This window comes from Fusobacterium sp. (assembly GCF_032477075.1).
GTDB lineage: Bacteria > Fusobacteriota > Fusobacteriia > Fusobacteriales > Fusobacteriaceae > Fusobacterium_A.
Genome location: NZ_JAWDXO010000006.1, coordinates 61,187 through 81,813 on the forward strand (window position 1 = coordinate 61,187; position 20,627 = coordinate 81,813).

The window sequence follows — 20,627 nt, forward strand, 5'->3', positions numbered from 1 at the left end:
GCTCCTTTCCCCTTTATTTATTCTATTTTTCATTTATAGATAATCATTAGTATTTTCTAATATTTTAAAATATTTTTTAATTTTATTAATTAAAAAAGGAATATTAAATTCTTAAAGAATATTATTATATGCATAAAATAAACTTTCCTCCAAGAGATGTTTTAATAGTGCTAAAAAAGGAGCTTTCGCCTATAAGCTCCTTTTTGTTTATTATAAATAAAGAAAATTAAAATAATAACAAAGATATTCCTCATTAACTGATATAATCAAAATGTAAATTTTCAATATAATTAAATCATCTAATTTATTTTGAGTGTAAAGAAGGTTTAAAATTAAATTATAAATAAAAAAGGAACTTAATTAAAATATTTGAATGAAGAAATTAAAAAGTATTAATATGAGGTGAAATATGGAAAAATATTTGATAACTGGAATGATATTAGCAAGTATGACTTTTTTAATTGTAGGAGTTATGGTTGGAGTTGGAATAGGAATATATTTGATAATGTGAAAGTATTAAAAGACCAATAAGCTATAAGCCCATTGGTCTTTTTTATATATAAATTAAATTTGGTCTACTGGTTTTTTCCAAGTTCCCAATATGAATGCTGTTACTAGTGAACCAATAACTATAGATATAAGATACATTACTGGATTGGTAACTACTGGGAATACAAATATTCCACCATGTGGAGCTGGTAATAATACTCCAAAGAACATAGAAAGCCCACCTGCAATTGCTGCTCCAATTATTGAAGCTGGAATTACCTTTACAGGATCTGATGCTGCAAATGGAATTGCCCCTTCAGTTATAAATGACAGACCCATTATATAACAAGTTTTTCCAGCATCTCTTTCATCTTTTGTAAATTTGTTTTTAAATATAGTAGTTGCTATAGCTATTCCTAAAGGTGGTACCATACCCCCTGCCATTACAGCAGCATGCGGTGCATAATTTCCAGCAGCTATAGTTGCTATTCCAAATGTAAATGCAGCTTTATTTACTGGTCCTCCCATATCTACTGCCATCATTCCTGCCAATACTGCTCCAAGAAGAATAAGATTTCCTGTCCCTAAAGTTTCAAGAAAATTAGTAACTCCTGTATTTAATGCTGCAATTGGATCTATAATCACTCCATACATTAAAGCACCTGTAATAAATATTCCAAACAATGGATATAAAAGAACTGGTTTTATTCCTTCAAGACTACTAGGAAGTTTGCTAAATATTTTTTTCAGCAATACAACACTGTAACCACCTAAAAATCCACCTATAAGACCACCTAAGAATCCCCCACCATTATTTAGAGAAATAAGTCCTCCTACCATTGCAGGAGCAAATCCAGGTCTATCAGCTATACTCATTCCAATAAATCCAGCCATTACTGGCACCATAAGGAAAAATGCATTTCCTCCTCCAATATCATTTAATAATTTTGCAAAAGGATTAAATGAGGGATCACTTGGATTACTTGCATGTATACCAAACATAAATGAAAGTGCTATTAATATTCCCCCTCCTACAACAAATGGGAGCATGTTCGAAACTCCTGACATTATATGCTTATAAAATCCTGTTCTTTCCTTTCTAGAAGAAGATGTTTTTTCTCCTGATACTGAATATATTGGAGCTATTTGAGCTACAGCATTTTTTATAAGTTTTTCAGGATTTTTTATTCCTTCTTTTACTGGAACAATTTCAACATGTTTTCCTGCAAATCTATCCATTTCAACATTTTTGTCTGCCGCTACAATTATTCCTTTTGCATTTTTTATTTCTTCATCTGTCAATTCATCCTTTACACCAGTTGAACCATTAGTTTCTACTTTTATATTAATTCCCATAGTTTTAGCTTTTTTAATAAGAGCATCAGCAGCCATATAAGTATGGGCTATTCCTGTAGGGCAAGCTGTTACTGCCAGTACATCTGGCATCCCTGTATCTTTTTTATCAGTTTTTTCTTCTTTTTCCATGTTTGCTGATAATATTTCTATTACTTCTTTTGGTGAAGTTGCTTTTAAAAGACTTTCTCTTACATCATCATCCAATAATGTTGTTGTAAGTTTTGAGAGAACTTCTATATGAGTATCAGAAGCATTTGCTGGAGCTGCAATCATAAAAAATAGCTTTGAAGGTTCTCCATCTAACGAATCATAGTCTATACCTGTTTTAGATAATCCAAAAGCTATACTTGGAATTTTTACTGCACTTGTTTTAGCATGAGGAATTGCTATTCCTTCTTCTAATCCTGTTGAGCTTTGGGCCTCTCTTTTCAATATTTCTTTTTTATATTCTTCTTTATCATTAAGTTTCCCTGCTGCATTTAATAATTCTACCAGTTCATCAATAACTTGATTCTTATTAGTTCCTTTTAAATTAAGATTGATACAATTTTCAGAAAGCATATTGTTTATCATAATTTGTCCCCCTTATTTAATTTTTTTAATTTTAATATCTTTTAATAAATTCTCCATAGTTTCCAATGTTGTTAGTCCTTCAGAAAAAGCAGTGGCACTCCCTGAGGCAATTCCATATTTATATGAATCTTCTATTGAATACCCACCTGTTATTCCATAAATAATTCCTGCTACCATTGAATCTCCTGCTCCTACTGAGCTCACAAGTTTTCCTATAGGTGCATTTCCAAGATATATTCCACTTTCAGTTATCAGCATAGAACCATCCTTACCCATAGATACTATGACATTTTCACTTCCCATACTTCTTAACTTTTCTCCAGCTTCCATAATTTCCTCAATTGTTTTAAGATCTTTATCAAAAATTTCAGAAAGTTCATTTCTATTTGGTTTAGTTAAATATACTCCTGCTTCAAGAGAATACTTAAAAGGTTCATCTCTGGTATCAAGTATAACTTTTACTCCTGCTGGAACTCCTTTTATAATATCTTTATATATTTCATTTCCCATAGTTTTAGGTACACTTCCTGATAATACTAGCACATCTCCATCTTTTACTTTTTTCATACTATTTAAAAGTTCTTTTTCATTTTCTGCAGTAATTACTGGTGATTTACCTGATATTTCACTTTCTTTTTCTTCAGTTTTCATTTTTATATTTATTCTTGTATTTTCTGTAAGTTCTACAAAATTTCCTTCAACTCCATATGCTTTCAAACTATTTTTTATGTAGTCTCCTGTAAATCCACCTACAAAACCAAGTGCTATATTTTCTCTTCTAAAATTTTTTAAAACTTTAGATACATTTATTCCTTTTCCACCAGCTAAAGTATACCCATCTTTAAGTGAATTCAATTCTCCTTCTATAAATTTATCCATCACAATATAGTAATCTATAGCAGGATTTAAAGTTACAGTATAAATCATTTTAATCCTCCTTTTTTTCTTATATCCTCTTCAAATTCTATTGGTATTTTTCCATTTGTTATCAGTATTCCTTCATCTAAAGAAGCAAAATTTATGAAACTATTTGCTTTAAATTTTGATTCATCACATAGGAAATATACTTCTTTACCTCTTTTTATAGCTTCATTTTTTACAATTACTTCTTCAGAATCAGGTGTAGAATACCCATCAAGTGTAATTCCATTAGCCCCTATAAAACAAATATCAAAATTGTAGCTTTTTAATGCAAGAGCTGCTGTAGCTCCAACTGTAGCCCCAGTTTTTATCTTAACTTTTCCGCCTATAAGATAAGTTTCTATTCCAAGTTTTGTAAGTTCTTCCATATGAGTAAATCCATTAGTAACTACTTTTATATCAGTTTTATCTTTTAAATACTTAATCATGCATTCTGTTGTACTTCCAGCATCCAAAAAAATAATATCTCCATTTTTTACAAGAGTTGCCGCTTCTTTACCAATTTTATTTTTTTCTTCTGAAAATACCATTTTTTTATAAATAATATCTTCTTCTTTATTTTCTATCAGAACTGCTCCACCATGAACTCTCCTGATTTTTCCCTTTTCTTCAAGAAAATTAAGGTCTCTACGAACTGTTGCTTCTGATACATTCATTTCTTCTACCAATTCATTTAGTTTTATATTCTTTTTATTTTTAATTAGTTCCAAAATCAAATTATATCTTTCAATATTAAGCATTTTATTCCTCCTTCCTCTTCTTATTTTTATAATATCATTCTTTTTATTAAAAATCAATCATTTTCTTTCATTTTCTTTCAAAAAGTTTCATAAAATATATGATTTTTTTCTCAAACTATTTTAGAATAACAATTTATATTTTTTAGAATATAAAAAAACATAAAATTTTATTTTAAAACAGTTTTTTCTTCAATTTTTCTTTATCTTTTTAAAATTATTCTCATTTTTTACTTATTTTCCTTCATTTTTTTATTTTTCTTTCAAATTCAATCATCAATATAATAAATCTATTTTTTAATTCTTAACTTAATTGAACTTACTTTTATTCAGATGGGGACTGAAGAAAATTTTTTACATAATTTAAAATAAAATTATTGAAGAAAAAAATTATAAATATAAAAAAGCTGACATATTAATCAGAAATATAATTTCAGAATTTCTCAGTAAAAATTTACTTTTTAACTTCTAAAATTTATTCTAACTTTTAAGTCAGCTTTTTAATGCTATAATTCATTATATTTTTTTGAACATCCCTTAGCTTTTTCCACTGGATATTTTTTTTCATTAAGTTTCATCTTTTCTTCAATAGCATCTAACAGATTTATTCCCATTTTATCACACATTAACAGCAAATAGACTCCTACATCTGCCATTTCATATTTTATATCCTGATAATTAATTTTTTCAGCTTCACTGCTGCTCTTCCACTGAAAACATTCTAACAATTCAGCTGCTTCTATTGAAAGAGATATAGCTAAATCTTTAGGATTATGGAACTGACTCCACTCTCTGTCATCTCGAAATTTTTTTATAATTTCATTTATTTTATCAAATTTTTCCATTTATAAGCACCTCTTAACATTTTAAACAACATACTTTATCAAAAAATTAATTCTTTAAAATTATTTTATACTGCTCTGCAAAATTTAAAAGAATTTCCCTGTCATTATTAACAGGATCTTCCAATACTTTTCCTAAAAGATATTTTAATGTTTCCCCAATATCCTTTCCTTTAGTAATTCCCAAATTTATCATATCATTTCCATTTACCATAAGATCTTTTATAGATACAGGTTCATTATTATTGTATATCTCATAATATGCTATTTTTAATTTATCCAAAGCTGTAAAATCAAATGGAGGTTTATGGGCTATTCTATCTGCTTCCATTAATTTAAAGAGTTTTGGCATATTTTCATATCCTATTTTATCAATTAATTTTTTACAGTATTTCTTATTACTATTTTTTGAATTATTCAGATGATTAGCAATTAATAAGGTAACATTTTTTACAATTTTATTTGTATATTTCATTCTCAAAAGTATTTTTTCAGCTAAAACAGCACTTTCCTGTTCATGTCCATAAAAATGACCTATTCCATTTTTTAAAGTATAAGTTTGAGGTTTTCCTATATCATGAAGCAATGCCGCAAGTCTAAGTTCTATGTCACCTTCAATAGAAGCTACTGTTTTTTTTATATGTTCATCCAATGTAAGATTATGATGATGGTTCCTTTGATTAAATTTTTTTGTTTTTGTCCATTCTGGAATAAGATATTCAAGTATTCCTGTTTTTTCAAGAAGTTCCATTGCTGAACCAGCATCATCAGCTGTTATTATTTTACTGAATTCTTCTCTCATTCTTTCCATAGATAATTTTTTTACAAGAGGCATATATGGAAGAAGCTGTTCTATATCATTTTTATTATTTAAATTTTTTGTTACAAGAAATCTTATAAATCTCATAACTCTCAAAGGATCTTCTTTTATACGTTCTGAAGCTTCTCCTACAAAACGAAGATTTTTATTTAATATATCTTCTACAGCATTATCTGCATATTTATAATTTTCTCCATCGAATGCTATAGCATTAATAGTAAAATCTCTTCTTTTTAAATCCTCCATTATATTATCTGTAAATTCTACTTCCTGTTCTCTTCTATCTTCTGGTACACCTATATCCTTTCTATATTTAGCTATCTCATAATGTGTCCCTTTATATTTTATCTGAATTATTCCAAAAGATTTTCCAATCTCTTTAGGATGAAATTCCTTAAATATTTCCAATAACTTTTCATATGAAAGATTTGTTACAAAATCACAATCTTTTGGTTTTAAATCCAAAAGAGAATCTCTCACATATCCTCCCACTATATATCCTTCTCCATATTTCTGAATGATTTCAAGAATATATTTTTCATTCTCTCCCAATTCTATTTTTTTTAATTTTTCCATATTTTATTCTCCCTTGAGCAGAAAATCTTTATATATTTCTATTACAAGTTTTTCTATTGCTTCTATATCTACGTTTTTAGGTATCACTATCAGTTCAGGAGTATCTTCAAATTTTTTAAGTTTTATTTCCAATTCTTCCACCAGTTCAATTACTTTTTCAAATTTTATTTCTCCCATTTTTATTTTCATTATAAGTTCTCTTTCTTGTAAAGGATACACCAGATTTCCAGTAGTTATTATTTCTATTGCCTCCAGTAAAAGCCTTACAAGATGTGAAGCATATTTAGTATCGTATCCTGATTGTTTTATAAGTTCCTGTCTGTTGCTGCTCTCTTTTATTATTCTTTCTATTAATTCACAAGCATTTTTAAGAGTAAGATTAGAATTTATATTATATTCCCCTATCCTGTAAACATCCCCTTTTACATCTCTCTGAATGAAATTTTTTCCAAAACTTTCCTCTCTTCTCATCTCAGGAAGAAGCACTTTATCAGATTTATATTTCTCTATCATATTTTTTATAAAATCTCTGGCTGAATAAAGTTTTTCAAGATTTTCTTTTTTTACATAAAGTTTATGTTTTTGTGAATTGGCAAACCCTGAAAATTTCTCAATAAGTTTTTGTGAAAGAAATAAGTGCCTGTTATCCAGTAATTTTCTTCCATATTCATTTATATATATAATATTATCCTCATCTACAAAGAGAAGTTCTATTATATTTGGATTATTTCCTGCTGCCAAAGCAACAAATCTTTTCAATTCATAAAAAGTTCTGTCAACTGCTTTAAAGCTGTTCTTTCCATTTTCAAGTTTAGATTCTATCCCTAAATCTACCTGTTCCAGTTTATGAAGTCCAATATGATATTTCCATGGAGCAAGAAATATTCCAGTATAATCTTTATCTGAAGAAGGTGTAGACAAACCATAGAGGTGGCTTCCTGTTCTTATTTCTAATATTTTTCCATTATTTACCAGTTTTTCCATTTTCTCACCTCTTTTTTTTGATTTCTATAATTATATACTGCTTTCTGCCTTTTTTCAAATAGAAAATATAGGTCCTGAAATGATAAAAATTCAAATCAAAATGGATGACTTTTAAAATGAAAGATTACAACAACTTTACTGCTGTATTCCAATAATTACAACAATTGAAATATCAACTGTTTAATTACCAAAAATTCAATCTAACTTTTTAGTCATCCACTTAGTATAAATTATTTTATTAAACTATATTTTTTAACTTCTATTCTATAGTCACTTTCACTGAATTATTGATGGCACTTTCAGATAATTCATTTCCCAGTCCTGGAAGTTCAGGAACTTTATATTTACCATTTACTGGCTGATAATCATAAATACAATAAGATTTATTATATGGAGTCAGGTTTACAGCATGATGTTCATGTATTACAAAGTTTGGTATCACACATTCTAAGTGCAGGGCTACAACATTTGATAAAGGGCTTCCACAGGCATGTCCCTGTACTCCTACATCATAAGCATATGCCATATCACAGATCTTTTTCCCCTCAGTAATTCCACCACAGTTTCCAAAATCCGGCTGTATCATCTGCACTGAACAATTTTCAAAATATTGAGCATACTGCCATCTTGAATAAATACGTTCTCCTGTTGCAATTGGTATATTAAGCTTATCAGACATATATTTTGTAATTTTAGGATAAGGCGTAGTTGGTTCTTCAAAACAGAAGATATCATATTTCTCTGCCATTTTTCCTAACTGTAAAGCTGATTGTGCATCTGTGTAAGAATGATTTTCTATTATGATATCAACATCTGGCCCAACTGCTTCTCTTACAGCTGCTATTCTTTTTTCAACTATATTCAGATATTTTTTACTCAAAAGTCCAAGTCTGTCATTGTCATTAAAGAAACCATCTTTTTCATCATATAAAAAGAAATCAAATTTTACAGCATCATAACCTTCTGCAACAGCTTTTTTAGCATTTTTTGCATAATCTTCAGGAGTTCTGGCAGGTATTCTTACCTCTCCCCAGCCAAACTGAAGCTGACTGGCATAACATCTCAAGTTATCCCTCCTCTTTCCACCTAAAAGCTTATACACTGGAACTTTAAAATATTTTCCCTTTATATCCCAAAGGGCTATATCTATAGCTGATATTGCTGAAAATGTTACTGGACCTCCATTTTGCCCCCAGAAAGTTGAACGATATAATTTATCCCATATAACCTCGTTATCCAGAGGATCCATCCCTATTACCATTTTTGCCAATTCCTGAAGCATTCCAAAAGCTCCAAGAGCTCCTACATCATATGCCATTGCTGCCTCTCCATCTCCATATATTCCCTCATCAGTATAAATACGACAGACAATTGGACGCCAATCTGGTCTCACATCTGTTCCTAACTGCATAACATCAACTTTTACTATTTTCATACTAATCCTCCTCTTTATTTTTTATGCTTCTATTTCAGTATCATGATATAATTCAATTCCCATTTTTTCTTCTTTAGTTCTTAAAAGTCCAAACTGAATAGTAATTACAGCAGCTATTGCCAGTAAAAATGGATAGTAAGAAACTCCAGCAATTGCAAAAGGTGAAAGTCCTGTCATAGTACTTGCAAGAAGCATCTGTCCACCATGTGGTATAATTCCCTGTACTGCACAGCTGAAAATATCAAGAAGACTTGCTAACCTTTTTGGTGCTATATTATAAATTTTAGCAAATGTTTTAGCTAGTGGTGCACTTACAAGTATTGCTACTGTATTATTTGCCATTGAACAGTCAACAAGAGATACCAGTGCTGATATTCCATATTCAGCTCCTTTTCTTGAATGAATTCTTTTCTCCAGTGAACCAACCAGCCAATCTATTCCACCATACTCCTTTGCAATTCCTGTCAATCCTCTAAGAACTATTGCTATTATGATAAGGCCTGACATTCCATTTATTCCCTTGGCAATAGATTGTGCATAAGCAGAAAAAGTCAAACTTCCAGTTATAAATCCAATTACTCCGCACATACCAGTTCCAAGAAGTAAAACAACTATAACATTCATTCCAAGCAAAGCTGTTATTAAAACTATAATATATGGAACTATTCTGATAATATTATAGGTATATTCTCCTGTTAATTCCTCTCCTGTTCCAACAAAACTATAACATATTATTGCTACAACAGCTGCTGGCAATGCAATTAAAAGATTCATTTTAAACTTTTCATTCATTTTACACCCAGCTCCACGAGTTGCTGCAATTGTGGTATCTGATATTATTGAAAGGTTATCTCCAAACATAGCTCCCCCTAAAACTGCTGCTATAGCTATTGAAGGAGAAATATTAGCTTTTTCTGCAAGTCCTATTGCAATAGGTCCAATTGCTGAAATTGTTCCCATGGAAGTTCCCATAGCAGTGGCAATAAGTGCTGCTATAATAAATATTCCTGAAAATATGAATTTTCTTGGTATTATTGAAAGCCCTAGATTAACTGTGGCGTCTACTCCTCCCATTCCCCTTGCTGCACCTGCAAATGCACCTGCTAAGAGAAATATTATACACATAAGAATAACACCTGAATCTCCACCATGTTTAGAAATAATATCAATTTTAAAATCTACTTTGTCTTTTCCCATAATAATAGCTGCAACCAAACCTCCCAAGAGAGCCGCTTCTCTAGGAACCTGGTTAAATGGTTTCTCTATACCTATCAAAGTAAAAAATATCCCTGATCCCAGATAAATAATTAAAAAAACTATCAGTGGAAAAAATGCTTTTACTCCATAATCTTTTTTTGATTGTAAATTTTCCATACCTTCCTCCCTATCATCAGCATAATTAATCTTATCTCGTACAGCGCAATCCATGTTCTAAAATTATTCTACATATTTGTAAATTTATCATTTAATATGTTTTTGTAACACAAGTATAACACAGAAATTTTATAACTGTAAAATACCTAAAAAATATCTCTAGTTATAACCAATAGTTATACCCTGTCTAACCTTCTTCTTACCTGCATAATCGTCTTAAATAGAATTTAAATATAGACTTTCTCCTGATTTTAAGTATAATTGTATTAAGTATTTTAAATAAAGGAGTGGTATAGATGACTTTTCAACAGATTCAATATATAATAGAAATTTCAAGATGTGGTTCAATCAGTAAAGCTTCTAAAAATCTGTATGTTGCCCAGCCTTATTTAAGCAAGCTCCTAAAAGAGCTAGAAGAAGAAATTGGTATAACTATCTTTAACAGAAATATAAAAGGAGTTGAACTTACTGATGAAGGAAAAGAATTTATAAATCATGTAAGACCACTTTTAGAGCAAAAGAAAAAAATTATAGAAATGTACTCTCATCATAAAACAAATCCTGCTATGTATATAGCTATTTCCACTCAAAGATACCCCTTTGTCATAAAAGCTTTTATAGAATTTTTCAAGAAAAAAATTATAAATAAATTTGAAATTCATATAAGAGAAGTTGGAATGTATAGAGTTATAAATGATGTTTATGAAAAGAGAAGTGCTTTGGGAATAATATTTATTTCTGAATTAACTGAAAAATTTCTAAAAAAAGTATTAGCTTCTAAAGATATTGAATTTTATGAAATTGTAAAATTAACCCCCTGTGTATTCTTTCACAAAAATCATCCTCTAGCTCAAAATAATGAAATAAATTTAAATGAGCTTTATAATTTTCCTTTTGCTTCCTTTGAAGAAGAAGCTTCTGCATCTATGGACTTTGCAGAAGAATTTTTGTTTTATGATTTTAATCTTATAGAAAAAAAGATATTTGTTGAAGATAGAGGTACTATGATAAATATACTCACTAATACAAATGCTTTTTCCATTGGAACAGGAATCCTCCCATTTGGATATGCTGGCCCTGAAATAATAAGCAAACCTATTATTCAATATAAAGATGAAATAAGATTAGGATGGATAAAACTTTCCAATACAAAATTAGATGATGATATGGAATTATTTATAGAAAATATAAAAAGTATTGTTTCTGAAAGTATTCAAAAATTAAATTGATATCAAATTATATGACTTGATTTATTATCTAAATATACTATTATTAAAAATAAAAAGAGACTGATTAAAAAGTTGGTTTCTATTTCTAACAAAATTAATCAGCCTCATCTTTTCTTATTTGATTTTACAGTGCTTACTTCAACTTAGATTTCTCATAATTATAGGGAATACTTGTTCCTGCAAGAACATCTTCTATCTTTTCTATAATAAGCCAGTCATCCATATTTCCTTGTCTGTCAAATTTTAATGGTTCAATAGTTTCTAATTTTTCAAATTCAACCAAGCAAAGACATTTTTTATGCCAACGTTCTTTCTGTCTGTCATTTAAATCTAATTTTTTTTGATTTTCTTCAAGTATTTTTATAATTTCATCATCAGATAATTTTATATAATTCTGAACATTTTTTACTACTGCTTTTTCTGTTATCAGAGCTGTTCCTTTTTTCATAAAATATAATATTTCTCCTTCAAAAACTCTGCTATGAGGTATTTTTCTTCCAGCAGCACCACGAACTATCATTGTTTTTGTCTTGTTCCTGATTTTCTCCAATACTTTTTCTTTATTATCACAATAAACTAAATGAACCATAATTCCCCCTTTAATGCTTTTAGATAATCATATTATCTTTTCTTTATCTATATTTTTATTTAATTATATTAGAAATATTTATATTTTTTAAGTTAATTTTATGTTTAGATATTGTAAAATAAAATAAATAAAAGAAAAAGGAGCCTGTTACAACTCCTTTTCTTTATAGGTATCATATCAAATATTTCTAGTCTTCTTCATAAAACACTTTTATTTTATCCTCAGGTTTAACTTCTTCTTTTAAAATATATTTAGTTTGATAATCTTTGAATAATTTGAAGAAAGTTCCACTCAATGAAAGCATAACTGCAATATTTATAAATGTAGGCACTGCTGTTGTAAAATCAGCAAACAGCCATACAGTTGATCCTGGCATTCCAATAGTAGTTGCCATAAGAACCATTATAAATCCCGGTACTGGATAGAATATTTTATAAAATTTTAATATTCCATCTTTTAATTTAGGAGATGATTTCATAAGATGTCTTAAAATAATTTCATAATAAGCATACCATCCAGATGAAGTAGTTACTCCAAATAAAAATATTCCAGTTGCTATAAATATTTTACTTGCTGATCCCATACCAGTTTCAAAGGCATTTAGAGTAAGAGTAGCTCCTGTCGCCCCACTGTTCCATACACCTGTGATTATTATAACTAGACAAGTTAAAGTACAAACTACAATTGTATCAATAAATACTTCAAATGCTCCCCATAGACCTTGTTTAATAGGATGATCAGTCTGTGCAGAAGCATGAATCATTGGAGAACTTCCCCATCCTGCCTCATTACTGAATACTGATCTTGCCATACCAATTCTCATTACCTGACTGAAAGCTGCTCCAGCAAATCCTCCTGCTGCTGCTGTTCCAGTAAAAGCTCCTTTAAATACAAGTCCTAATGTTGCAGGAAGGTTTCCTATATTTATAGCAACTATATACAATGCTGCCCCTACATAGAATACACACATGATAGGTACTATTTTACCAGCCAATTTTCCTAGAGATTTGATTCCTCCAATTATCAAAATATAATTACATACAATATAGATAATACTTGCATAGATTATTTTAATTCCAAATGCAGCACTTACAGCTTCTGATACTGTATAGTTTTGTACTGTAATAAAAAATGTAGAGAAGATTCCTCCACCAAATATAACAGCTGGAATAATCCACCATTTATGCCCTTTTTCCTCTCCAAGACCTTTTTCCATGTAATATGTAGGTCCTCCATATGGATCTCCTTTTTCATCTTTTTCTCTATAATAAACTCCCAGAGATACTTCAGCCATTTTTAATATCATTCCAACAAAAGCTGCTATCCAAAGCCAAAAAAGTGATCCTGGTCCTCCAACTGCCATAGCAGTAGCAACTCCTCCAATATTACCTACTCCAACTGATCCTCCAATCGCTGTTGCAACTGCTTCAAATGGAGTGATAAGTCCTTTTCCATCTCCTTCTGCTTTATTTCCTTTTTTGATTATCTTACATATAGTTTCAGAGAAAATATGTTTAAGATGAAATACTTGGAAAAATCCAGTTTTAAAAGTAAAATAAAATCCCGTTCCTAAGATGATTACTATTATAGGTAATCCCCATAAGAAATTAACTAAAGCCTCAAAATACGCCAACATTTTTATACCCCCTTAAATATTTATATATAGAATCTCTCCACTGATAACTGTTGAATCAATTTTAGTAGAAAGTATCTGACTTTTATCAATAGTAAATATATCTCTGTCTAGTACAACAAAATCTGCCAGTTTTCCTATCTCTAAACTTCCCTTTTGATTCTCTTCAAAAGATGCATAAGCACTATTTAATGTATAACATCTCACTGCCTCTTCTACAGATATTCTTTCATTTGGAAGCCAGCCATCTTTTGGATAAAAATTCATATCCTGCCTATTCACAGCACAATGTATTGCTTTTATTACATCTGCATTATCTACTGGAGCATCTGAACCAAAGCAAAGCTTTATTCCTCTATTCAGCATAGTTTTCCAGATATATGATTCCAAACTCCTCTTATATCCAACTCTATCTTCTACTATATGTAAATCATAATCCAGGAATATTGGCTGAATATACACTAGAATATCTAATTTTTTTATTCTATCTATAAGCTCCATTGTTGTTATTTGACAATGTACTATCCCATGTCTTTTTCTGTTGAGATCAGGAAGTTTTTCAAAACTATCTAATGCCATTTTTACAGCTCCATCTCCTATAGCATGCACTGCTATCTGATACCCCATAGAATCTGCGTACTTTACTATTTCATCAAATTCTTCCTGTGTATATGTTACTATTCCCTTGTTATTTTCTTCTCCTTCATAAGGCAGCTGTAATAAAGCTGTTTTTCCTCCCAGTGATCCATCTAATAAGAGCTTTATAGGTCCCATCTTAAATTTTTCATCACCAGTTCCAGTAAAATATTTATATTCAGCAAGTTCTTTTATTCTGTCTTTTGTAGGCATAAGTCCCTGTTCATAAACTCTTATTTTAAGTTTTTTTTCTTTCTCTAATTCTTCATAAGCCTGTATTACCTTTTTAAAATCTTTATCTGGAAACGATTCAAAATCATCTGTCTGTACTGATGTTATTCCCATTGTTAAAAATTTTTCCTGAGTTTCCAATATTATATTTTTCATTTCTTCAAGTGAAAGTTTAGAAATATGTGAATAAACAAGATACAATGCATTTTCTGTAAATATACCTTTGTTATAATCTATATCTCCGCCAAAACATTCTGTCTCAGGTGTTATTCCGCATAATTCCATGGCTTTGCTGTTAATTACTGCCACATGACCACAGGCTCTTGTGTAACACACTGGTATATCTTTAGATATTTTATCTAAATCACTTTTTTCAGGTATTCTCTTCTCACCAGAGAAAAGATCCTGATTCCAGCCTCTTCCTAATATCCAACCACCATAAGGTAAAGTTTTTTTCCCAAGTGCAATGAGTTCTTCTATACTTTTACATTCATTTAATCTTATCTTTTTTCCTGTATATCCATAATTCATAAAATGTACATGACTGTCATTAAACCCTGGTATTACAGTTTTCCCTTTCAAATCGATAATCTCTTTATCTTCTCTTTCTTTAAATCTTTCAAATACATCCTCTGTACTTCCTATAGATATTATTCTTTCATTTTCTATAGCTATTGCTTCATATATAGTATTTTCAGAATTAAAAGAATGTATCTTTCCATTCTTAAATATCTGCATTTATTCTACCTCACAACTTGCCACAAATTTTTCAAATATTTTTTTCATTTCTGTATTTCCTCTGGCAGTCATCATTTCAGGATGCCATTGAATTCCATAAAGAAATTTATGAGATTTCATTTGAAAAGCTTCTATTATTCCATCATTGGCAGTGGCTATTGTAGTGAGCCCTTCTCCCAGTTTATCTATAATTTGATGATGAAATGAATTTGTAGCAATTTCTTTTCCATATAATTCAAAAAGAATATTATCTTCTTCTATGATATTCACTCTGTGTGTAGCTAATTCAGGATAAAGATCCTGCCTATGTTTCAGAACTTCCTTTCCATAATATCTTACATCTTGAAATAATGTTCCATTAAAATAAACATTTAAAATTTGATGCCCTCTGCATATTCCTAGTATAGGTTTTTTAGTTTTTAAAAACTCCTCAACTATAATCATTTCACATTCATCTCTTTCAGGTGAAATTACTTTTATTCCTTCTTTAAAATCCTGACCATATAGAAAGGGATTCAAATCTGTTCCTCCTGATAGAAGTAAGCCATCTAAAAGTTCAAGTTGGGCTTTTATTATTTCTATATCATTAGTAACAGGAATGACAACAGGTATCCCTCCTCCTGCTACTACTGCTTTTGTATAATCTATACTTACTGTGGTTCTATGATAGTTTCTTAATCCTTCTTCCTTTTCATGAGCTGAAGTTATTCCTATTATAGGTTTTTTCATATTAAATCCTCCCTATTTATTTGTAGTTCTTACTACAAGATACATCATTTTTGTAGTTAAGTCAACAAAAAATTTCAAATTTTTTATCATTTAATTTAAAAATAATATTAAAAGTATGTATATAGTACACTTTCAAAAAATAAAAAAGATGAGTAAAAACTTAAAATCATATGTAAATAAAAATATATATCTTATTTATCATATTCTTAAAAATTTTACTCATCACTGTATATCAACATTAATTTTCTGATGTAAATAAAAAGTCCTTCACAAGACTATTTTCCTTTAATTCTGCATAAATACTAGTTTTATTTTTTTCAAAAAGTGCTGTTAGAATTATATTGCAAAGCTCCATAGGGACCATATAAGAATTAAAAAAACCATTATTTTCAACAGATATTTTAAAAACAATGTTGCTTAAAAAACTTATCTCAGAAAATACATTACTTGTTACAGTTATTATTTTTGCTTTCTTTTCTTTTGCTAATTTTATAGCTTTTATTTCATCATTTAAAAATCTAGGAAAAGTAAATATTATAACAACATCACCTTTTTTGATATGAGAAAAAGCTTCATACAATCCTAGACCACCCTCATTTATACACTCAGCATTAAATCCAAGCCTTTTTACATGCCAAAACATGAACTGAGATATAGCCCGGCTTGATCCTATTCCCAAAAAATATAGCTTTTTAGCTTCATATATCATTTCTACAGCTTCATTTACTTGGTCAAAATCTACATTTAATAAAAATTCTTTTATATTTTCAAGATCAGCATTAACTATTTTGTTAGCTATATCATTTTTAGAATTAAAATTATCCCAATTTTTTACTATTCTGTCATCAGGGCTTGTTTCACTAAGTTCTAAAGCTATATAATTCTTAAAATCATTAAATTTATTAAATCCCATAATTTTAGAAAACCTTAAAACAGAAGCATCACTAACTCCTATTTCTTTTCCTAAATCCAATGCTGATAAAAGTATCACTTTCTTAGGTTTTTTTGCAAAAAATTCAGCAATTTTCTTTTCAACTTTAGTAAGAGTTTTATAATTTTCTTTATAGAATTTATGTATTTTATCCATATTTATTTAACCATTCCTTTTCAAAGATAAATTTCTTACTTAATTATAACATAATTTAACTTTTTCTTAAAATTTTCCTTTTAAATATTTTGGGGTGTATTTTTTTTTATTTATAGTGTAGAATGTAAATAACAAAAAAATCAGGAGGAGTGTATGGTTATTAATTCAATCAAAATGGTTATAGATCAAAAAAATCTATTACATAACATAGATTACTTAAAAAAATTGAGGGGAAAGAATATCCTTCCTGTTGTTAAAGCCAATGCTTATGGACATGGGGTAGAGTTAATAGTAAAGGCTCTTTATACTAGTGGACAAAAAGAAGTTGCAGTAGCACGTTATATTGAAGCAGAAAACATTTTGAAAATGAACTTAGGAAATGACTTTAGAGTTCTTGTCTTTGAAAGCATTGGAGATATTGAATTGATAAAAAATAATCCTAATATAGACATAGCTATCAACGATCTCAGCGAATTAAAAGATTTTATAAAAGCTGAAATTCCAGCTAATAGAATGCAGCTTAAAATAGACCTTGGATTTGGAAGAAATGGTATATCTCTTTCTGAAATATCTGAATTAGAAAAATTTACTAATGAAAATAACTTAAAATTTAAAGGTATTTTCTCCCATCTTTTTGCTATAAATTATGAAGATGGACTAGAATTAATGGACTTATTTACAGATGTAGTTAATTCTTTGGGAAAAGATAAATTTGAAATGATACATCTGCAAAATAGTGCTGGTGTAATGAATTATAATTGTGAAATAGCTACTCATATGAGGGTGGGAATGCTTACTTATGGATTGCAGGAAGTTGGCTATTTTGACCCTAACTTAAAGCAAGTCTTTTCTTTAGAAGGACAGATAGCAGGTATAAGAGATATCGAGGATCATAAATATGTTGCATATGAATTAAAAGACGATCTAGACATTGAAGGATGTAAATATCTAGCAAAAATAAAAATAGGATATGGTGATGGGTTTCTTAAGAAAAACGAAAAAAGTAAATGTATCATTAACAACAAAGAATTTAAAATAGCTCAAGTCACTATGGATAATACTTTTATAGAAGTTGATGAAAGTGTTAATGAAGGAGATAAAATTCTTTTATATAATGATATTACTAAAGTTGTTAATTTTACTGGTATGAATATTTATGAACTTTTAACTATATTAAGTCCTAGAATTCCTAGAGTGTATAAGTATTAATTTTAAAAATTTATTAAATAAAAATAATTTTATCTTAAAAAGTAATAAAAAAACTGAGAAGTTATTTTAATAAGTCTTCTCAGTTTTTATTTTACATCAACATAGCTGCTATTGGATAGCTGACAATTATAATGTGAAAACCTTGAAATAAATAAATTTAGCTATTATAAAAGAATTTTTATGATTATTTTTTCTATTACTCAACTTTTTGTTTATTTACTGGAAATTTTTTTTCTTTATTTTTCTTTAATAATTATTTTTTAGATAACTTAAATATTGATTTTTTCTCATTTCTTCATAATTATCTAGTCTTTTTTATTGATTTTTCTATATAAATAGATTGACTTAGTTTTACATGAGGAGTAAAATATGCTTTAAATAAAAATATATTTCAAATTTAGTTTTATGAAACTATACAGAGGAATGGTGTTATGGAAAACAAAAATAACTTAGAGAAAATATTAATATTTAACAGAGAATTTGTCGAAACAAAAGAATATGAAAAATATCAAACTACTAAATACCCTGAAAAAAGAATAGCAATAATATCTTGTATGGATACAAGATTAATAGAACTTCTACCTAAAGCTATGAATCTTAAAAATGGTGACGCAAAAATTATTAAAAATGCTGGAGGGCTTGTTATTCATCCTTTTGGAAGTGCTATGAGAAGTATCCTTATCTGTATATATGAATTCAATATCAAAGAAGTTTTTATAGTAGGACATTATGATTGTGGTGTCAGCAATTTAAATGCTGACAAAATAGTTCAAAAAATGGAATCAAAGGGCATTGATATAAATACTTTAAATACACTCTTCTATTCTGGTATAAATGTAAAAGAATGGCTCCATGGATTTGATTGTATAGAAGATTCGGTTGAAAGAAGTGTTTCTGTAGTCAGAAATCATCCTCTTGTTCCAAAAGATGTAGCTGTTCATGGTCTCATTATGGATCCATTAACTGGTGAAATTAATCTTGTTATAAATGGTTTTGATTCAATAAAAAAATAAATACTTTTACTAAAATTTAATTTTTTTATTACACTATGATATAATAATATATCATTCACATCAGGAGGATTCAAAATATGTTCAAACTTTTTTTTAAAGGAATAATAATTGGTGTGGCAAATATCATGCCTGGAGTTTCTGGTGGTACTCTTGCCGTTATTTTAGGTGTTTATGATAAATTAACAGAAGCTATTGGAAATTTTCTTACTGTTCCCTTTAAAAAGAAGATTGAATATGGAAAATTTTTACTTCAGATTTGCTCTGGAATGTTTGTTGGAATAATTCTTTTTGCTAAAATAATAGAGTTTTGCTTTACTAATTACCCTAGGACTACCGCTGCTTTTTTCAGTCTTCTTATTCTTCCTTCTATCCCTTTTATAGTAAAGGGGGAAGATAAAAAAAAGAAAGAGAATATAATTTCTTTTATCATCGGAGCAGCTATTACATTGGTATTTGTATTTTTAGACTACCGTTTTGGAAGTGAAACTGATACTAAAATACTTGTACAAGTTATAACTTTTTCTTACTGTATAAAACTTTTCTTCTGTGGTGCATTAGCTGCTGGGGCTATGATAATTCCTGGAATATCTGGCTCTCTTCTTTTATTAATGCTTGGAGAATACTATAATATACTTGGATTTATCAGTAAATTTTTTGATGGAGTGGTACATATTACAAATTATACTTCCTTAAGTGAAATAATACATAATCTTTATATAATTCCTTTAGCAGTCTTTTCTATAGGAATATTGATAGGATTGGTACTAATAGCAAAACTTATCAATATGCTTCTTTCATCTAAACATAGAAGTGCTACTCTTTTCTTTATAGCAGGAATTATAGTTGTTTCTGTACTTCAAATATGGATAAATCTATATAAATAATTATCAAAAAAGAGAATGAATAAATTTATCCATTCTCTTTTTAAATTCTTAACTAAATTTGAGAAAAATCTGTAACCATTTCAGATAAAACTGTTTTTCCACCAGTTTTACTTATAAGTTTTATTTCACCTATAATCATATGTTTATCTATAGCCTTACACATATCATATATAGTCAAAGCTGCTATACTCACAGCAGTAAGAGCTTCCATTTCCACTCCTGTTTTACCAATAGTTTTCACTGATGCTTCTATCCATATTCTGTTTTCAGTTATTTCAAAATCTATATCTGCTCCAGTTAAAAGTATATTATGACACATAGGTATCAAATCCCATGTCTTTTTAGCCCCATATATTCCTCCCACTTGTGCTACTGAAAGAACATCTCCCTTTTTTATTTTTCCATTGATTACTGCCTTTATAGTATCAGCTGCCATCTGAATATATCCTCTAGCTACAGCTTTTCTTTTAGTCTCATCTTTCTCACTGACATCAACCATTTTTGCTCTGCCATTTTCATTAAAATGTGTAAAATCCATTTTT

Annotated in this window: 18 protein-coding genes; 4 read left to right on the forward strand and 14 right to left on the reverse strand. The window is 29.0% G+C overall.

Going from position 1 to position 20,627, the window contains the following annotated elements; genetic code table 11:
• Nucleotides 1-564: 564 nt before the first annotated feature.
• The 8 genes from E6771_RS04400 to E6771_RS04435 all read right to left on the reverse strand — a co-directional run bounded on the left by E6771_RS04400 (nt 565) and on the right by E6771_RS04435 (nt 10,107).
• Nucleotides 565-2,418, reverse strand: a complete 1,854-nt coding sequence (locus tag E6771_RS04400) for a fructose-specific PTS transporter subunit EIIC (protein ID WP_316089913.1) — start codon at nt 2,416-2,418, stop codon at nt 565-567.
• Between the two features lie 12 nt (nt 2,419-2,430).
• Nucleotides 2,431-3,345: a 1-phosphofructokinase gene (gene pfkB, locus E6771_RS04405; protein ID WP_316089914.1), complete on the reverse strand. Its 915-nt coding sequence runs from the start codon at nt 3,343-3,345 to the stop codon at nt 2,431-2,433.
• Nucleotides 3,342-4,079 (reverse strand): DeoR/GlpR family DNA-binding transcription regulator, encoded by a 738-nt coding sequence (locus tag E6771_RS04410; RefSeq protein ID WP_316089915.1) that lies wholly within the window; start codon nt 4,077-4,079, stop codon nt 3,342-3,344. The genes pfkB and E6771_RS04410 overlap by 4 nt, the downstream gene beginning before the upstream one ends.
• A 503-nt stretch (nt 4,080-4,582) precedes the next feature.
• Entirely contained in the window at nt 4,583-4,921 is a 339-nt protein-coding gene (locus E6771_RS04415) for a nucleotide pyrophosphohydrolase (RefSeq protein WP_316089916.1), read from the reverse strand.
• A gap of 46 nt (nt 4,922-4,967) precedes the next feature.
• Complete coding sequence (locus E6771_RS04420; RefSeq protein ID WP_316089917.1) at nt 4,968-6,314, reverse strand: CCA tRNA nucleotidyltransferase; 1,347 nt, start codon at nt 6,312-6,314, stop codon at nt 4,968-4,970.
• A 3-nt stretch (nt 6,315-6,317) separates the two neighbouring features.
• Entirely contained in the window at nt 6,318-7,298 is a 981-nt protein-coding gene (locus tag E6771_RS04425) for a DNA polymerase beta superfamily protein (protein ID WP_316089919.1), read from the reverse strand.
• A 259-nt stretch (nt 7,299-7,557) separates the two neighbouring features.
• A complete protein-coding gene (locus E6771_RS04430) occupies nt 7,558-8,733 on the reverse strand; it encodes a mandelate racemase/muconate lactonizing enzyme family protein (protein ID WP_316089921.1) in 1,176 nt (391 codons plus the stop codon).
• Between the two features lie 21 nt (nt 8,734-8,754).
• Entirely contained in the window at nt 8,755-10,107 is a 1,353-nt protein-coding gene (locus E6771_RS04435; protein WP_316089922.1) for a Na+/H+ antiporter NhaC family protein, read from the reverse strand.
• Nucleotides 10,108-10,403: 296 nt separating this feature from the next.
• On the opposite strand from E6771_RS04435, the gene E6771_RS04440 reads away from it, so the two are divergent.
• On the forward strand, nt 10,404-11,336 hold the full coding sequence (locus E6771_RS04440; protein ID WP_316089923.1) for a LysR family transcriptional regulator: 933 nt from the start codon (nt 10,404-10,406) through the stop codon (nt 11,334-11,336).
• Between the two features lie 133 nt (nt 11,337-11,469).
• Here the strand turns inward: E6771_RS04440 and E6771_RS04445 are convergent, their stop codons facing one another.
• From E6771_RS04445 to E6771_RS04465, 5 genes are all read right to left on the reverse strand, one after another.
• The gene (locus E6771_RS04445; protein WP_316089924.1) at nt 11,470-11,925 is read right to left on the reverse strand and encodes a hypothetical protein; all 456 of its coding nucleotides are present in this window, start codon (nt 11,923-11,925) and stop codon (nt 11,470-11,472) included.
• Between the two features lie 187 nt (nt 11,926-12,112).
• Nucleotides 12,113-13,561 (reverse strand): amino acid carrier protein, encoded by a 1,449-nt coding sequence (locus E6771_RS04450; protein WP_316089925.1) that lies wholly within the window; start codon nt 13,559-13,561, stop codon nt 12,113-12,115.
• Nucleotides 13,562-13,573: 12 nt separating this feature from the next.
• Nucleotides 13,574-15,163 carry an amidohydrolase gene (locus tag E6771_RS04455; protein WP_316089926.1) on the reverse strand — a complete coding sequence of 530 codons (1,590 nt, stop codon included), beginning with the start codon at nt 15,161-15,163 and terminating at the stop codon, nt 13,574-13,576.
• On the reverse strand, nt 15,164-15,892 hold the full coding sequence (locus E6771_RS04460; protein WP_316089927.1) for a gamma-glutamyl-gamma-aminobutyrate hydrolase family protein: 729 nt from the start codon (nt 15,890-15,892) through the stop codon (nt 15,164-15,166).
• A 238-nt stretch (nt 15,893-16,130) separates the two neighbouring features.
• Nucleotides 16,131-16,979: a MurR/RpiR family transcriptional regulator gene (locus E6771_RS04465; RefSeq protein WP_316089928.1), complete on the reverse strand. Its 849-nt coding sequence runs from the start codon at nt 16,977-16,979 to the stop codon at nt 16,131-16,133.
• A gap of 153 nt (nt 16,980-17,132) precedes the next feature.
• Between E6771_RS04465 and E6771_RS04470 the strand changes: the two genes are divergently transcribed.
• The 3 genes from E6771_RS04470 to E6771_RS04480 all read left to right on the forward strand — a co-directional run bounded on the left by E6771_RS04470 (nt 17,133) and on the right by E6771_RS04480 (nt 20,085).
• The gene (locus E6771_RS04470) at nt 17,133-18,188 is read left to right on the forward strand and encodes an alanine racemase (RefSeq protein ID WP_316089929.1); all 1,056 of its coding nucleotides are present in this window, start codon (nt 17,133-17,135) and stop codon (nt 18,186-18,188) included.
• 431 nt (nt 18,189-18,619) lie between these two features.
• Nucleotides 18,620-19,201, forward strand: coding sequence for a carbonic anhydrase (locus E6771_RS04475; RefSeq protein ID WP_316089930.1), 582 nt, complete (start codon nt 18,620-18,622; stop codon nt 19,199-19,201).
• Nucleotides 19,202-19,278: 77 nt separating this feature from the next.
• Complete coding sequence (locus tag E6771_RS04480) at nt 19,279-20,085, forward strand: DUF368 domain-containing protein (RefSeq protein ID WP_316089931.1); 807 nt, start codon at nt 19,279-19,281, stop codon at nt 20,083-20,085.
• 52 nt (nt 20,086-20,137) lie between these two features.
• Here E6771_RS04480 and moaC read toward each other — a convergent pair whose 3' ends face one another.
• Nucleotides 20,138-20,623 carry a cyclic pyranopterin monophosphate synthase MoaC gene (moaC, locus tag E6771_RS04485; protein ID WP_316089932.1) on the reverse strand — a complete coding sequence of 162 codons (486 nt, stop codon included), beginning with the start codon at nt 20,621-20,623 and terminating at the stop codon, nt 20,138-20,140.
• Between the last annotated feature and the right edge of the window lie 4 nt (nt 20,624-20,627).

Excerpts from the sequence above, each read along its gene's own strand:
- E6771_RS04410 (WP_316089915.1), bottom strand. The coding sequence starts at position 4,079 with ATGCTTAATATTGAAAGATATAATTTGATTTTGGAACTAATTAAAAAT.
- E6771_RS04465 (WP_316089928.1), bottom strand. The coding sequence starts at position 16,979 with ATGGATAAAATACATAAATTCTATAAAGAAAATTATAAAACTCTTACT.
- E6771_RS04430 (WP_316089921.1), bottom strand. The coding sequence starts at position 8,733 with ATGAAAATAGTAAAAGTTGATGTTATGCAGTTAGGAACAGATGTGAGA.
- pfkB (WP_316089914.1), bottom strand. The coding sequence starts at position 3,345 with ATGATTTATACTGTAACTTTAAATCCTGCTATAGATTACTATATTGTG.
- moaC (WP_316089932.1), bottom strand. The coding sequence starts at position 20,623 with ATGGATTTTACACATTTTAATGAAAATGGCAGAGCAAAAATGGTTGAT.
- E6771_RS04460 (WP_316089927.1), bottom strand. The coding sequence starts at position 15,892 with ATGAAAAAACCTATAATAGGAATAACTTCAGCTCATGAAAAGGAAGAA.
- E6771_RS04470 (WP_316089929.1), top strand. The coding sequence starts at position 17,133 with ATGGTTATTAATTCAATCAAAATGGTTATAGATCAAAAAAATCTATTA.
- E6771_RS04425 (WP_316089919.1), bottom strand. The coding sequence starts at position 7,298 with ATGGAAAAACTGGTAAATAATGGAAAAATATTAGAAATAAGAACAGGA.
- E6771_RS04400 (WP_316089913.1), bottom strand. The coding sequence starts at position 2,418 with ATGATAAACAATATGCTTTCTGAAAATTGTATCAATCTTAATTTAAAA.
- E6771_RS04435 (WP_316089922.1), bottom strand. The coding sequence starts at position 10,107 with ATGGAAAATTTACAATCAAAAAAAGATTATGGAGTAAAAGCATTTTTT.
- E6771_RS04475 (WP_316089930.1), top strand. The coding sequence starts at position 18,620 with ATGGAAAACAAAAATAACTTAGAGAAAATATTAATATTTAACAGAGAA.
- E6771_RS04440 (WP_316089923.1), top strand. The coding sequence starts at position 10,404 with ATGACTTTTCAACAGATTCAATATATAATAGAAATTTCAAGATGTGGT.
- E6771_RS04480 (WP_316089931.1), top strand. The coding sequence starts at position 19,279 with ATGTTCAAACTTTTTTTTAAAGGAATAATAATTGGTGTGGCAAATATC.
- E6771_RS04445 (WP_316089924.1), bottom strand. The coding sequence starts at position 11,925 with ATGGTTCATTTAGTTTATTGTGATAATAAAGAAAAAGTATTGGAGAAA.
- E6771_RS04450 (WP_316089925.1), bottom strand. The coding sequence starts at position 13,561 with ATGTTGGCGTATTTTGAGGCTTTAGTTAATTTCTTATGGGGATTACCT.
- E6771_RS04415 (WP_316089916.1), bottom strand. The coding sequence starts at position 4,921 with ATGGAAAAATTTGATAAAATAAATGAAATTATAAAAAAATTTCGAGAT.
- E6771_RS04455 (WP_316089926.1), bottom strand. The coding sequence starts at position 15,163 with ATGCAGATATTTAAGAATGGAAAGATACATTCTTTTAATTCTGAAAAT.
- E6771_RS04420 (WP_316089917.1), bottom strand. The coding sequence starts at position 6,314 with ATGGAAAAATTAAAAAAAATAGAATTGGGAGAGAATGAAAAATATATT.